Origin of the sequence: Streptomyces sp. NPDC015532 (assembly GCF_043078065.1) — a bacterium.
GTDB lineage: Bacteria > Actinomycetota > Actinomycetes > Streptomycetales > Streptomycetaceae > Streptomyces.
In genome coordinates, this window is the sequence record NZ_JBIBSY010000032.1 from 1 (window position 1) to 15,781 (window position 15,781).

Sequence of the window (15,781 nt, forward strand, 5' to 3'; positions counted from 1 at the left end):
TACGCCGCCGCGAACACCGGATACGCCGCATACAGCTCACGCCCCATCCCCAACCGCTGCGAACCCTGACCCGAGAACAAGAACCCGACCTTGCCCCGGTCGGCACCGGCGCGCCCCGTCACCACCTGTGCCGCGGGCTCGCCCGCCGCGAGGGCGGTCAGCCCCGCGCGCAGCTCTGCCCCGTCCGCGCCGACGACCGCCGCCCGGTGCTCCAGCGCCGAGCGGGTGGCCGCCAGCGAGAACCCCACGTCGGCCGGGGACGCGGCCGCGAGGTCCACGGACGACAGCAGTCGTTGTGCCTGCTCCCGCAGCGCCTCCCCGGTCTTCGCGGAGAGTACCCACGGCACCACCGTGGTCCGGGCCCGCAGCAGTTCCTCGGCCACGCCCTCGCCTTCGGTCCTGTCGTCGGCCGGGTCCTCCGCCTCCGGTTCGGGCGCCTGCTCGACGATGACGTGCGCGTTGGTGCCGCTGATCCCGAACGACGAGATGCCGGCCCGGCGGGGGTGGTCGGTCTCCGGCCACGCGATCGCCTCGGTCAGCAGCTCGACCGAGCCGGCCGACCAGTCGACCTGCGGGGTCGGCCGGTCCACGTGGAGCGTCTTCGGCAGCACGCCGTGCCGCATCGCCAGCACCATCTTCATCACGCCGGCGACGCCCGCCGCGGCCTGTGTGTGGCCGATGTTGGACTTCAGCGAGCCGAGCAGGAGCGGTCGTTCGCGCTCTTGTCCATAGGTCGCCAGCAGTGCCTGCGCCTCGATCGGGTCGCCGAGGTTCGTGCCCGTGCCGTGTGCTTCGACGGCGTCGACCTCCTCGGCGGACAGCCGGGCGCCGGCCAGCGCTTCGAGGATCACCCGCTGCTGCGAGGGGCCGTTGGGCGCGGTCAGGCCGTTGGACGCGCCGTCCTGGTTGACGGCGCTGCTCCGGACGACGGCGAGCACCTTGTGGCCGAGCCGGCGGGCGTCCCGCAGCCGCTCCACGAGCAGCAGGCCGACGCCTTCGGACCAGGACGCGCCGTCCGCGGCCGCCGCGAAGGACTTGCAGCGGCCGTCGGGGGCGAGTCCACGCTGGCGGCTGAACTCGACGAAGGCGCTCGGGCCCGCCATGACCGTCACGCCGCCGGCGAGCGCCATGGAGCACTCGCCGCCCCGCAGCGCCTGCACGGCGAGGTGCAGGGCGACGAGCGAGGACGAGCAGGCGGTGTCGACGGTGACTGCGGGGCCCTCGAACCCGAAGGTGTAGGCGATGCGCCCGGAGGCGACGCTGCCGGAGTTGCCGGTGCTCATCAGCCCCTCGACCCCCTCGGGGAGGACTCCGGGCGTGAAGCCGTAGTCGTGGTACATCAGGCCGGCGAAAACACCGGTGCGGCTGCCCTTGAGGCCGGCGGGGTCGATGCCCGCGTGCTCGAAGGCCTCCCAGGCGGTCTCCATCAGCAGCCGCTGCTGCGGGTCCATGGCCAGTGCCTCACGCGGCGAGATCCCGAAGAAGTCCGCGTCGAAGTCCGCCGCGTCGTGCAGGAAGCCGCCGTGCCGGGTGTAGACCTTGCCGGGCTGCTCGGGGTCGGGGTCGTAGAGCGCGTCGACGTCCCAGCCGCGGTCCTCGGGGAACTGCGAGATGGCGTCTTCGCCCTCGGCCAGCAGCCGCCACAGCTCCTCGGGGGAGCCGACGCCGCCGGGGAACCGGCAGCTCATGCCCACAATGGCGATCGGCTCCTGGTCGCGGGCCTCCAGCTCGCGCACGCGCCGCCGGACCTGGCGCAGGTCCGTGGTGGCCCGCTTGAGGTAGTCCCGGAGCTTGTCCTCGTTCATCATCGGTGCCGCCCGCCCCCTTTTGACCTGCACAGTTCAGAAGATGCCGAGTTCGTCGTCGAGGAGCTCGTACAGCTCTTCGTCGCTCGCCGAGCTGAGGTCGTCTTCGTCCCCGGCTCCGTCGGCGCCTCCCGGATCGGCCGGCTCGTCCCCGTTCCAGCGGGCGAGCAGCGCCTGGAGACGCATGTTGATCCTGGTTCGGGTGACGTTGTCGACGCCGTCCGCTCCGGCGCCGTCGAGGGCGGCGGCGAGGCGGTCGAGCTCGTCGAGGACCGGCGCCGTCCCGCCCGTACCACCGGGGAGGTCCTTCAGCACCCGCCGCGCGAGTACCGCGGGCGTCGGGTGGTCGAAGACCAGCGTCGCGGGCAGCCGCAGGCCGGTGGCCTTGTTCATCCGGTTGCGGAGCTCCACCGCGGTCAGCGAGTCGAAGCCCAGGTCGCCGAAGGCCTGGTCGGGCTGGACGGCCTTGGCCGAGCTGTGGCCGAGGACGGCGGCGACCTCGGAGCGGACGAGGTCCAGGACGGCCTCTTCGCGCTCGCTCTCGGGCAGGCCCGCGATCCGTTGCGCCAGCGGTACGGAAGCCGCCCGGTCCATGCGCCGCGGCCGGCCGCCGACGAGCGCCCTGAGCAGCGGCGGCACCGGTGCGGTCGCGTTCCGCAGGGCGGCGAGGTCCAGCCGTGCCGCCACCACGAGGGGTTCCCGCAGCGCGAGCGCGGCGTCGAGAAGTTCCAGGCCGTCCTCGTCGGACAGTGGCAGCACGCCGCCGCGGGCGAGCCGGGTCCGGTCGGCGCCGCCGAGGGACTCGGTCATGGTGCCGGTGCGCTGCCACAGGCCCCACGGCAGCGACACCGCGGGCAGCCCCTGGGCGCGGCGGTGCCGGGCGAAGGCGTCCAGGAAGGCGTTGGCCGCGGCGTAGCCGGCCTGGCCGGGGGTGCCGAGCGTGCCCGCGAGCGAGGAGAAGAGCACGAACGCCGACACGTCGCCCGCCAGTTCGTGCAGGTTCAGCACCGCGTCGGCCTTGGGGCGCAGCACCTTGTCCAGGCGCTCCGGCGTGAGCGAACCGATCACGCCGTCGTCGAGGACGCCGGCCGTGTGGACGACGGCCGTCACCGGGGTGCCGGACAGCACCTCGGCGAGGGCGTTCCGGTCGGCCACGTCGCAGGCGGCCCAGAGCACTTCGGCACCCGCGGCGGTCAGTTCCGCCCGGAGCTCCGCCGCACCCTCGGCATCCGCGCCGCGCCGGCTCATCAGCAGCAGGCTGCGCACGCCGTGCTCGGCGACCAGGTGCCGGGCGACGAGCCCGCCCAGAGCGCCGGACGCGCCGGTCAGGAGCACTGTGCCGGTCCCGAGGTCCGGGGTGGCCCGCTGGGCGTCGGGGGCGGCCCTGGCGAGCCGGGGCAGCAGGAGCGCGTCGCCGCGGAGCGCCGCCTGCGGCTCCTCGGAGGCGAGGAGCCGGGGGACGGCTGTCGCCACGGCCCGCTCCAGGTCGGCATTCTCTTCGGTGTCGAGGAGGACGATGCGGTCCGGATTCTCCGACTGTGCCGACCGGACCAGGCCCCACACGGCCGCCTGCACCGGGTCGCCCTCTTCCGGCTCGTCCCCGGCGGCGACCGCGCCCCGGGTCACCAGCACCAGGCGGGCGGCCCGGTCCTCGGCCTGCCACCACTGGACCAGCCGGAGCACTTCGGCGAGGACGCTCCGGACCCGCTCGGCATCGGTACCCGACCCGCCGGGGCAGGGGACGACGACGGCGTCCGTGTCCGCCTGCGCCCCGGTCTCCACCGTGGGGGCGGCGAGGAGAGCGGCGATGTCGTCGTAGTCCTGTACGACCGGTGTCCGCGCGTCGGCCGTGGCGCCGAGCGGTGCCCACTCGACGGTGAACAGGGAGTCCCGGGAGCTCGTGCGCAGTTGCTCTGCCGACACCGGGCGCAGCGTCAGCGACTCGACCGACATGACGGGACGGCCCGTGCCGTCGGCGGCCTCCAGCCTTACCGTGTCCCCGCCGGCCGGGGAGAGCCGTACCCGCAGGCTCGCCGCTCCGGTTCCGTGCAGCGTGACGCGGGACCACGCGAAGGGCAGCAGGGGCCCGTCGGCGGCCGGTACGAGGCCGCCCGCGCCCAGCGCGTGCAGCGCGGAGTCGAGCAGGGCCGGGTGCACGCCGAACGCGTCCGCCTGCGCCTCGTCGGTGACGGCGAGTTCGGCGTAGACCGCGTCGTGGCCGCGCCACACGGCCCGCAGCCCCCGGAACAGCGGGCCGTAGCTCAGGCCGAGGTCCGCCAGGCGGTCGTAGAAGCCGTCCAGGTCCACCGGCTGGGCATCGGCCGGGGGCCAGCTGCTCAGGTCTGTCCCGGAGGGGGTCGCGCCTGTGGTGAGGACGCCGGTGGCGTTGCGTGTCCAGGGGCCGTCCCCGGCTCGCGAGTGCACGCTCAGCGGGCGGCGGCCGGAGTCGTCCTGGGCTCCCACGAGGACCTGGATCGCGACGCCGCCGTGCTCGGGCAGCACCAGCGGTGCCTGCAGGGTGAGTTCCTCGACATGGTCGCAGCCGGTCTCGGCCGCGGCATGGGCGGCCAGTTCCACGAAGGCCGTGCCCGGCAGCAGCACCGTGCCCAGCACCACGTGGTCGGCCAGCCAGGGCTGGGACCGCAGGGACAGCAGCCCGGTCAGCAGGTGGCCGCCGGCGTCCGGCAGCTCCACCGCGGCGCCGAGGAACGGGTGATCGGTGGCGTCCAGCCCGGCCGCTCGTACGTCACCGGCCGGGGCGCCCGCCTCCAGCCAGTACCTCTCGTGCTGGAACGCGTAGGTCGGGAGGCCGACACGGCGCGCGCCCGGCAGGACGGCGTCCCAGTCGATGGCGACACCGTGCACCTGGGCCTGGGCCAGGGCGAGCATCAGCCGGTTCCGTCCGCCGTCGCGGCGGCGCAGCGTCGGTACGACCGCGGCGTCCGCGTCGGCGGCCTCGATGGCGTCCTGGATGCCCGCCAACTGGACGGGGTGCGGGCTGACTTCGACGAACACGTCGTGCCCGTCGGCGAGAGCGGACCGGATCGCGTCGTGGAACCGTACCGTCTGCCGCATGTTGCGGTACCAGTAGCCGGAGCCGAGCTCGTCCGCGGCCAGCTTCCCGCCCGTCACCGTGGAGTAGAAGGGCACGGAGCCGGGGAGCGGGCTGATGCCGGCGAACCCCTCGCTCGCCTGTGCTTCGACGCGTTCGACCTGCGGCGAGTGTGCGGCGTAGTCGACGGCGACCTTGCGAGCCTGGACGCCCTCCTGTCGGCAGTGCGCGAGGAGTTCGTCGAGGGCGTCGGTGTCCCCGGAGACCACGACGGTGGCGGGCCCGTTCACGGCGGCGATGCCGAGGCGGCCGGTCCACCGGCCGACCAGTTCCCGTGCCTTCTCGTCCGGGAGCGTCACCGAGGCCATGGCACCGCGGCCCTGGAGTTCGCGGACCGCGAGGCTGCGCCGCACCACGATGCGCGCTCCGTCCTCCAGGGAGATCGCTCCGGCGATCACCGCCGCGGAGACCTCGCCCTGGGAGTGCCCGACGACCGCGTCGGGGGTCACTCCGAAGGAGCGCCACACCTCGGCGAGGGCGACCGTCATCGCCCAGAGCACGGGCTGCAGCACGTCGACCCGGTCCTGCTCGGCCTCGGAGGTGCCGTGCAGCACCGAGGTCAGCGACCAGTCCACGTGCGGCGCGAGGGCGCGTTCGCAGGCTTCGATCCGGTCACGGAAGACCGGGGAGGTCTCCAGCAGTTCGGTGGCCATGCCCACCCACTGCGACCCCTGCCCGGGGAAGACGAAGACGGTCCTGCCGCCGGTGCGTGCGGTCCCGGTCACCACGCCGGGTGGCGTAGCGCCACCGGCGACACCGGCCAGTCCCCGCCGGAGTTCCTGGAGAGTCTGCCCGACCACTGCGGCGCGGTGTTCGAAGGCCACCCTGGTCGTGGCCAGAGAGTACGCCACGTCGGCCGCCAGGGCCGCCTCACCGTCGTCGTCCCTGTCGCCGTCGTTGTCGTTGTCCCTGTCGTTGTCGTTGTCGTCCAGGAAGGACGCGAGGCGGGCGGCTTGCGCCCGCAGCGCTGCTTCGGTCCTGCCGGAGAGCACCCACGGCACGGCCGTGCCGGAGCCGGACGCCGGGGGCAGCGCCTCGGTCGCGGGGGCCTGTTCGATGATGGTGTGGGCGTTGGTGCCGCTGACACCGAAGGACGAGATCGCGGCACGGCGCGGGCGGTCCGACTCGGGCCAGTCGACGGCCTCGGTCAGCAGCCGGACGTCACCGGCCGACCAGTCCACGTGCGGCGTCGGCTCATCGGCGTGCAGGGTTCGCGGAAGCACTCCGTGACGCATCGCCATCACCATCTTGATCACACCGGCGACACCCGCCGCGGCCTGCGCGTGACCGATGTTGGACTTCAGCGAGCCCAGCCACAAAGGCCGGTCGCCGTCCCGTCCCTGCCCGTACGTGGCGAGGAGCGCCTGCGCCTCGATCGGGTCACCCAGCCTCGTGCCCGTACCGTGCGCCTCCACCGCGTCGACATCAGCGGTGGTGAGGCCCGCGGAGGTGAGTGCCTGCCGGATCACCCGCTGCTGCGCCGGGCCGTTCGGCGCGGTCAGACCGTTGGACGCACCGTCCTGGTTGACCGCGCTCCCCCGCACGACGGCCAGCACACGATGGCCGTTGCGCTCCGCGTCGGACAGCCGCTCCACCAGCAGCATGCCGACGCCCTCCGCCCAGCCCGTGCCGTCGGCACCGGCACCGAACGCCTTGCACCGCCCGTCGGGCGACAGACCGCGCTGCCGGCTGAACTCCACGAAGACCGTCGGGCCGGCCATGACGGTGACGCCGCCGGCCAGCGCCATGGTGCACTCGCCGTTGCGCAGCGACTGGACGGCCAGGTGCAGGGCGACCAGCGACGACGAGCACGCCGTGTCGACCGTGACGGCGGGACCCTCCAGACCGAACGTGTAGGACACGCGCCCGGAGGCGACGCTGCCGGAGCCTCCGGTGGTGAGCAGACCCTCGACGCCCTCGGGCAGTTCGCGCGGGCCCTGGCCGTAGTCGTGGTACATCAGGCCGGTGAAGACACCGGTACGGCTGCCCCGGACCGTCGCCGGGTCGATCCCGGCGCGTTCGAACGCCTCCCAGGACGCCTCAAGGAGCAGCCGCTGCTGCGGGTCCATCGCCAGGGCCTCGCGGGGGCTGATGCCGAAAAAGCCGGCGTCGAACCCGGCCGCCTCGTACAGGAAGCCGCCGTCGCGCGCGTAGGTCTTGCCGAGGCGCTCGGGGTCGGGGTCGTAGAGCCCGTCGACGTCCCAGCCGCGGTTGTCCGGGAACCGGGAGATGCCGTCCCGGCCGGAGGCCACCAGCCGCCACAGGTCCTCCGGCGAGCGGACCCCACCCGGGAGGCGGCAGCTCATGCCGACGATGGCGATCGGCTCGTCGACGGCGGCCGCGGCCTGCCTCGCCGAGGTCGCGGCCGGAGCGGCCGGGGCCTCGCCGAGGAGTTCGGTGCCGATGTACCGGGCGAGGGCGGCGGGGGTGGGGTGGTCGAAGACGAGGGTGGCGGGCAGGCGCAGGCCGATGGCGGGGGACAGCCGGTTGCGCAGCTCCACGGCCGTCAGCGAGTCGAAGCCCAGGTCCTGGAAGGCATGCGTGGGCGGTACGGCCCGAGGCGAGGAGTGACCGAGCACGGCGGCGACCTCGGCCCGGACCAGTTCCAGGAGTGCATCGTCGCGCTCGTCGGCGGCCAGAGCGGCGAGGCGTTCGGCCAGGGATCCGGTGGCGGCGCGCGCGGCCGTGCCGCGTAGGGGGACGCGGACGAGTCCGCGCAGCAGGGCCGGTACGGTTTCTGCCCCCCGGTTGCGCAGGGCGTCGGTGTCGAGGCGGACGGGGACGAGCACGGGCTCGTCGGAGGCGAGCGCCGCGTCGAACAGCCGCAGGCCGTCCTCGGTGGACAGCGGCAGGACGCCGGAGCGCGCCATCCGCGACCTGCCCGTCTCGTCGAGGGCGTCGGCCATGGCACCCTCCTGCTCCCACAGGCCCCACGCCAGCGAGACCGTGGGCCGCCCCTGGGCGTGGCGGCGCCGGGCGAAGGCGTCGAGGAAGGCGTTGGCCGCGGCGTAGTTGCCCTGTCCGGGGTTGCCGAAGACGCCCGCTGCGGAGGAGAACAGCACGAACCTCGTGCTCTCGCCGGTGAGCTCGTCCAGGTTGAGCACGGCGTCGGCCTTGGGCACGAGGACGGCGCCCACGCGCTCCGGGGTCAGCGCGGCGATCACACCGTCGTCGAGCACGCCGGCGCTGTGCACGACGGAGCCGACCGGAGTGGCGGCCAGCAGCCGGGCAAGGGCGTCACGGTCGGCGAGGTCACAGGCGGCCCACGTCGCTTCGGCGCCGAGCGCCGCGAGTTCGGCCTTCAGGTCCGCGGCGCCCGGGGCGTCCGCGCCGCGGCGGCTGACGAGCAGCAGCCGGCGCACGCCGTGTCCGGTCACCAGGTGACGGGCGAGGGTTGTGCCCAGCGCGCCGGAGGCGCCGGTGAGCAGAACGGTGCCGAGGCCGAAGGCAGCGCCCTCGGCGGGGGCGGAGGCCGCTTCGTCCGCAGGACCGGTGGCCGCGTCCTGCGTTGCCGGGGAGGCGGCGCGGGCCAGGCGCGGTGCGCTGACCTCCCCTTCGCGGACGACGACGTGGGGCTCGCCGGACAGTACGACGCCGGGCACGAGCGCGGCCGCCTCGTCCGGGCGGTCGGTTTCGAGCAGCACGATCCGACCGGGGTTCTCCGCCTGGGCCGAGCGCACCAGTCCGCCCGCCGCAGCGTGCGCGAGGTCGTCGCAGCGCGCCACCAGCACGAGGCATGGCGTCCGGTCGTCGGCGAACCAGCGCTGAACCAGCCGCAGTACGTCGATGGTGACCGCACGCACCCGCTCGGCCCCGGTCGCCCCTTCCGGGCCGTCGGGGCACGGAACCACGACCACGTCCGGCTGCGACGGCCCGTCGGCCTCGGCCAGTGCGGCGATGTCCGGGACGTACAGGACCGCCGTCCCGTGCGCGTCGTCGGAGGGCAGGGTCAGCGGCGCCCGCCCGACGGTGAACATCGCGTCACCGGAGGGCTTGCGGAGCTGCTCGGCCGACACTGCGCGCAGTGTCAGCGACTCGACGGACGCCACCGGCTCGCCGGCGCCGTCGGCCACCAGCAGGGACACCGCGTTCGTACCGGCCGGTGCCACCTTGACCCGTACGGTGGACGCGCCCATGGCGCGCACGGACACCCCGGACCAGGCGAACGGCAGGATCGGCCCGTCCGTCTCGGCCGCGAGGGAACCGCCCGCGCCGATCGCGTGCAGCGCCGCGTCCAGCAGAGCCGGGTGCAGGAGGAAGGAGCCGGTGTCCGTGCCGTCGGGGAGGGCGACCTCCGCGAAGACCTCCTCCCCCGCGCGCCAGGCGTTCCGCAGTCCACGGAACGCCGGTCCGTAGGCCAGGCCGAGGGCGGCCAGCCGGTCGTAGAAGCCGTCCAGGTCGACCGGCTCGGCGCCCTTCGGCGGCCACACCGCGAGCGCCCGGCCGGCAGCCGCGGCGCCTGTCTCTTCGGTCCCTTCGGTGATGAAGCCGGTCGCGTGGCGGACCCACGGCAGGTCGGTGTCGTCCTCGGGGCGCGAGTGCACGGTCAGCGGCCTGCGGCCGGTGCCGTCGGCCGCGCCGACCCACACCTGAACCGCGACGCCGCCCCTCTCGGGCACCATCAGAGGCGCTTCGAGGGTGAGGTCCTCCAGCAGGTCGCAGCCGGCTTCGTCGGCGGCACGCACGGCCAGTTCGACGAACGCGGTGCCCGGCAGCAGCACGGTTCCGAGCACGGCGTGGTCGCTCAGCCACGGGTGCGTGCGCAGGGCCAGTCGGCCGGTCAGCAGCCGCTCGTCGCCGCCGGCCAGGGAGACGGCGGCGCCCAGCAGCGGGTGGTCGGCCGAGCCCAGTCCGGCGGCGCGGACGTCACCGGGTGCGGCCGGTAAGGCGTCGAGCCAGTAGCGCTCGTACTGGAAGGCGTAGGTCGGCAGGTCGACGCGGCGGGCGCCGGGGAAGAAGGCGTGCCAGTCCGGGGAGACGCCGTGCGCGTGCAGTTCGGAGACGGCGGCGACGAGTGCGGCCCGCTCGGGGCGGTCGGCGCGCAGGGCGGGCACCGTGACCACGTCGTCGTCCAGGCAGCCTTGGGCCAGGGCGCTCAGCACGCCCCCCGGCCCGATCTCGACGAACGTGGTCACGCCCAGGTCGTGCAGAGTCCGGACGCCGTCGGCGAAACGGACCGTCTCGCGGACGTGCCGGACCCAGTACTCGGGGGTGTACGGCTCGGCCAGGCGGCCGGTGAGGTTGGAGACCACCGGAATCCGCGGCTTCTCGAAGGCCAGCCCGCGGACGGCCTGAGTGAACTCCTCCAGCATGGGGTCCATCAGCGGCGAGTGGAACGCGTGGCTGACCTTCAGCCGGGAGGTCTTGCGGCCCTGCTGCCGGAAGACCTCGGCGATCGCGGTGACCGCGTCCTCGGCTCCGGACACCACGACGGACCGCGGGCCGTTGATCGCGGCGATGCCGACGCCGTCGGTGAGACGCGGAAGGACTTCGTCCTCGGTGGCCTGGACAGCGATCATCGCTCCGCCGGCGGGCAGGGCCTGCATGAGGCGGGCGCGGGCGGACACGAGCCTCGCGGCGGCGTCGAGCGACAGCACCCCGGCCACATGTGCGGCGGCGATCTCGCCTACGGAGTGACCGGCCACATAGTCCGGCCGCACGCCCCAGGATTCGAGGAGCCGGAACAGCGCCACCTCGACCGCGAAGAGAGCAGGCTGTGCGACGCCCGTGCGGTGCAGTTCTTCCGAGTCGACGTCGGCCGCGGTGCCGAGGTGTGCGCAGACCTCGTCGTACGCGGCGGCGAACGCCGGGTAGGACGCGTACAGTTCACGCCCCATGCCCGGGCGTTGCGATCCCTGGCCGGAGAAGAGGAACCCGACGCGCCCGCCGGTGCCGGAGAGACCGCGCGCGACGCCCGGTGCCGGGGAGCCGGAGGCCACGGCCCGCAATCCCTCGGCGAGTTCCGTCGGCGTCCCGCCCTGGACCACCGCGCGGTGCTCCAGGTCCGTGCGCGTCGTGGCGAGCGAGAACGCGACGTCGAGCGGGGGGACTTCGGCGTCCGTGCGGGACAGCAGGCGTTCGGCCTGTGCGCGCAGGGCCTCCTCGGTCCTGCCGGAGATCACCCACGGCACCGGTCCGCCCGCGGCCGGGCGCGCCGCCCCCGGGACGACGGCCCCGGCGCTCTCCGCGCCTTCCTCCGGCGCTTGTCGGGCCTCGGCGTCCTGCGCGAACGCTTCGGCCGACGGGGCTTCCTCGATGATCGTGTGCGCGTTGGTGCCGCTGATCCCGAAGGAGGAGATACCGGCCCGGCGCGGCTTGTCCGACGCCGGCCAGGGCGTGCGCTCGGTGAGCAGCCGTACGGCCCCCGCCGACCAGTCGACGTGCGGGGACGGCGCGTCGACGTGCAGCGTGCGCGGCAGTTCGCCGTGTCGCATGGCCATGACCATCTTGATGATGCCCGCCACACCTGCCGCGGCCTGGGTGTGACCGATGTTGGACTTGATCGAGCCCAGCCACAGCGGCTTGTCGTCGGGACGGCCCTGCCCGTACGTGGCGAGCAGCGCCTGCGCCTCGATCGGGTCGCCGAGCCGGGTGCCCGTGCCGTGCGCCTCCACCGCGTCGACCTGTGCGGTGGTCAACTGGGCGGCGGCCAGGGCTTGTCGGATCACCCGCTGCTGGGAAGGGCCGTTGGGGGCGGTCAGGCCGTTGGACGCGCCGTCCTGGTTGACGGCGGAGCCCCGGACGACCGCGAGGACCTCGTGTCCGTTGCGGCGGGCGTCCGAGAGGCGCTCCACGAGCAGCAGGCCGGCGCCCTCGCCCCATCCGGTGCCGTCGGCACCGGCCGCGAACGCCTTGCAGCGGCCGTCGGGTGCCAGTCCGCGCTGGCGGCTGAAGCCGACGAAGGTGGCGGGACCGACCATCGCGGTGACACCGCCCGCCACGGCCAGCGAGCACTCGCCGTTGCGCAGCGACTGGACAGCCAGGTGCAGGGCCACCAGGGACGACGAGCAGGCCGTGTCGACCGTGACGGCCGGGCCTTCGAGGCCGAAGGTGTAGGCCACCCGGCCGGAGGCGACACTGCCCGAGGTGCCCGTCCCGAGGTAACCCTCCAGGTCCTGCGGGGAGTTCTGGAGGGCGGCGAGGAACTCGTGGTTCATCACGCCGGCGAACACGCCGGTCCTGCTCCCCGCCAGCGAGGCGGCATCGATACCGGCCCGCTCGAAGAGCTCCCACGACGTCTCCAGCAGCAGCCGTTGCTGGGGGTCCATGGCCAGCGCCTCACGCGGCGAGATCCCGAAGAGGCCGGCATCGAACCGCGCCAGGTCCCGCAGGAACGCCCCCTCGCGGGCGTAGCTGGTCCCGCGGGACTCCGGGTCCGGGTCGTAGAGCGCGTCCAGGTCCCAGCCGCGGTCGGCGGGGAACTCCGAGACGGCGTCGTGGCCGCCTGCGACCACCTCCCACAGATCCTCGGGCGAGTCGACCCCTCCCGGGTAGCGGCAGCTCATCCCGATGATGGCCACCGGCTCCCCGGCGGCGACCTCGTAGTCACGAAGGCGCCGCCGGGTCTCCTGGAGATCTGCGGTGACTCGCTTCAGGAAATAGCGGAGCTTGTCGTCGTTCGCCACCGAAATCGTCCCTCACCCCTGCGAAGACTTAGCGGAATTCGGCAAGGGGTCACCGGACCGCGCCGAAGCGGTCAGGAAATCCCGAATTCCTTGCCGAGCAGATCGAATACTTCGTCGTCCGTAGCCGATTCCAGATCACTGCCGCCCGCACCAGGTCCTTCCTGGACCGGCACCTTGCCGAATTCACCGGCAATCGCCAATACGGCCTGGAGCTTTGACACGATCCGGTCGCGAGTTTCACTCACTGACAACCGCGTGACCAATTCTTGTTCAATCCTGTCCAGGTCGGCAAGTAGGGAATTCACTAGGGCCGGTCCGGCCGCCCCCGCCGTCTCCATGAGTACGTGACGGGCCAGAAGAGCGGGTGTCGGGTAGTCGAAGACCAGCGACGCGGGGAGCCGCAGCCCGGTGGCCTTGTTCAGCCGGTTGCGCAGTTCGACGGCCGTGAGGGAGTCGAAGCCCAGATCCTGGAAGGCGTGTTCCGGTCGGACCGTACGGTCCGACGCGTGCCCCAGGACAGCGGCCGCCTCGGCCCGGACAAGGTCCAGCACGGTCTTCTCCCGCTCAGCCTCCGGCAGCCCCTCCAGGCGCTCGGCCAGCGAGGACGCGGAGGGAGCGGCGGCGGCTTGCGCGGCCCTCCGGGCGGCCGTGGCCGGCACGAGGGCGCGCAGCACCGGCGGGGCCTCACCGGCGCGCAGCGCGCCGGTGTCGATGCGGACCGGGGCGAGTACCGCCTCGTCCGAAGCCAGTGCCGCGTCGAACAGCCGCAGCCCCTCCTCCGGCGGCAGCGACAGCACTCCGCTGCGCGCCATCCGCGCCCGGTCGGCCTCGGCGAGGCCGTCCGTCATCGCACCGGACTGTTCCCACACACCCCATGCCAGCGATGTGGCGGGCAGCCCTTCACGGCGCCGGTGCGCCGAGAAGGCGTCGAGGAAGGAATTCGCCGCCGCGTAGCTCGCCTGACCGGCGCTGCCGACCATGCCGGCGACGGACGAGAACACCACGAAGGCGGTCAGGCCCATTCCCCGGGTGCACTCGTGCAGGTTCAGCACGGCGTCCACCTTGGGGCGGAAGACCTCCCTCATCCTCTCCGGTGTGACCGAGGCGACGACCCCGTCGTCGAGAACACCCGCGGTGTGCACGACGGCCGACAGCGCATGCTCGCCGAGCCCGTGCAGCATTCCGGAGACGGCCTCCCTGTCCGCGACGTCACAGGCCGCCCAGGTGACCTCGCCACCCCATGCGACCAGTTCGGCCTCCAGCTCGGCCGCACCGGGTGCGTCCGCGCCCCGGCGGCTCGCCAGCAGGAGTCGGCGCACCTTGTGCTCGGACACCAGGTGCCGCGCGACGAGCGCGCCCAGCGCCCCGGATGCACCGGTCACGAGGACGGTGCCGGCGGCGAGGTCCGGCAGGTCGGCAGCGGTGGCGGTCCCGGTGGCCTTCACCAGGCGCGGTACGAGCACCTCCCCGTCGCGGACCGCGCATTGCGGCTCACCGGAAGCGAGCACGGCGGGCAGCACACCGACCGCCTCATCGGTGTCCTCGGCCTCCACCAGCACGATCCGGTCCGGGTTCTCCGACTGCGCGGACCGCACGAGCCCCCACACCGCGGCATGAGCCAGATCGCCCGGACGCGTCACCAAGGCCAGACGCCCAGGACGCTCCTCCGCCAACCACCACTGCACCAACCCCAGAACCTCACTCGCAGTGCGGTGCACGCGGTCGGCGGTCTCCGTACCGGACCCCGCCGGGCACGGAACGACGGTGACCACCGCGACATCGGGAAGGGCCGGCTCGGCGGGCAGAGCGGCCGGATCCGAGTAGCTCCGTACGTCGAGGCCGACGGCAGCGTCAGTCGCCGTGAGGGCCGCGGGCTGCCATACGAGGCGGAACAGCGAGTCGTCGGCACGCCTGCCGGAGCCGCCCGCCGCAAGCAGTTGCTCGCGCGACACCGGCCGCAGCGACAGTGAGCCGACCGTGGCCACCAGACCGCCCGAGGCGTCGGCCACGGTCAGCGACACCGCGTCCGTACCCGTGCGAGAGACCTTGACCCGCAGCGCCGTCGCCCCCGCGGCACGCACACCCACCTCGGACCAGGCGAAGGGCAGCAGCGGCCCGTCGACGACGGGGCCGAGCCCGCCCGCGCCGATCGCGTGCAGCGCCGCGTCCAGCAGCGCCGGATGAACGGCGAACGCGCCCGCCTCCGCGCCCTCGGGGAGGGTGACCTCGGCGAGAACGTCGTTCCCGCTGCGCCACACCGACCGCAGGCCCCGGAAGACCGGGCCGTAGCCCAGGCCGAGTCCGTCCAGGCCCTCGTAGAACCCGGTCAGGTCGACGGCCTCGGCACCCGCCGGCGGCCACGCGCCGAGGTCCGCACCGTGCGGCGGCTCGGGCAGCGCGTCCCTCAGGGAGCCGACCGCGTGCCGCACCCACGGCGCGTCGTCCGGGGCATCCTCCCGTCGCGAGTGCACGCTCAGCGCGCGCCTGCCCGGCTCCTCCTCGGCCCCGACCCACACCTGCACGGCCACCCCGCCGCGGTCCGGGACGATCAGCGGTGCTTCCAGTGTCAGCTCCTCGACCTGTGCACAACCGGCCTCGTCGCCCGCACGCACCGCCAGCTCCACGAGCGCGGTACCCGGCAGCAGCACGCAGTCCATGACCGTGTGGTCGGCGAGCCAGGGGTGCGTCCTGAGCGAGAGCCGCCCGGTGACCAGGAACCCGTCGGCGCCGGGCAGTGCAACCGCCGCACCGGCCAACGGATGGTCCGCCGCACCCAGCCCGAGTCCGGTGGCGGCGGCGCTGCCGGTGAACTCCTCGGGCGCATCGAGCCAGTAGCGCTCGTACTGGAAGGCGTAGGTCGGCAGGTCGACGCGGTGGGCGCCGGGGAAGAGCGCCTGCCAGTCCGGGGAGACGCCATGAGCGTGCAGTTCGGCGAGCGCGGTGACGACGGCCTGCGGCTCGGGGCAGTCGGCGCGCAGCAGCGGGACAGTGACGATGTCCGCGTCGAGGCAGCCTTCGGCAAGGGCGCTGAGGACACGGCCGGGGCCGATCTCCACGAAGGTCGTCACGCCCAGCTCGTGGAGAGTCCGGACGCCGTCGGCGAAGCGGACCGCCTCACGGACGTGCCGCACCCAGTACTCGGCCGTGTACGGCTCGGCCAGTCGGCCGGTGAGGTTCGAGACCACCGGGATCCGCGGCTCGTCGAAGGCCAGACCGCGAACGACCTGCGCGAACTCCTC

At 73.8% G+C, this 15,781-nt stretch carries 3 protein-coding genes; all 3 read right to left on the reverse strand.

The annotated features are described in order from the left end of the window. Window positions 1-1,838 (reverse strand): type I polyketide synthase (locus ACF07B_RS42625; protein ID WP_392182900.1); only part of this gene is annotated, 1,838 nt, incomplete at its 3' end. Window positions 1,839-1,841: 3 nt separating this feature from the next. Further along, the gene (locus ACF07B_RS42630) at window positions 1,842-12,542 is read right to left on the reverse strand and encodes an SDR family NAD(P)-dependent oxidoreductase (RefSeq protein ID WP_392182901.1); all 10,701 of its coding nucleotides are present in this window, start codon (window positions 12,540-12,542) and stop codon (window positions 1,842-1,844) included. A 71-nt stretch (window positions 12,543-12,613) separates the two neighbouring features. Next, a partial coding sequence (locus ACF07B_RS42635) for an SDR family NAD(P)-dependent oxidoreductase (protein ID WP_392182902.1) occupies window positions 12,614-15,781 on the reverse strand: 3,168 nt, incomplete at its 5' end.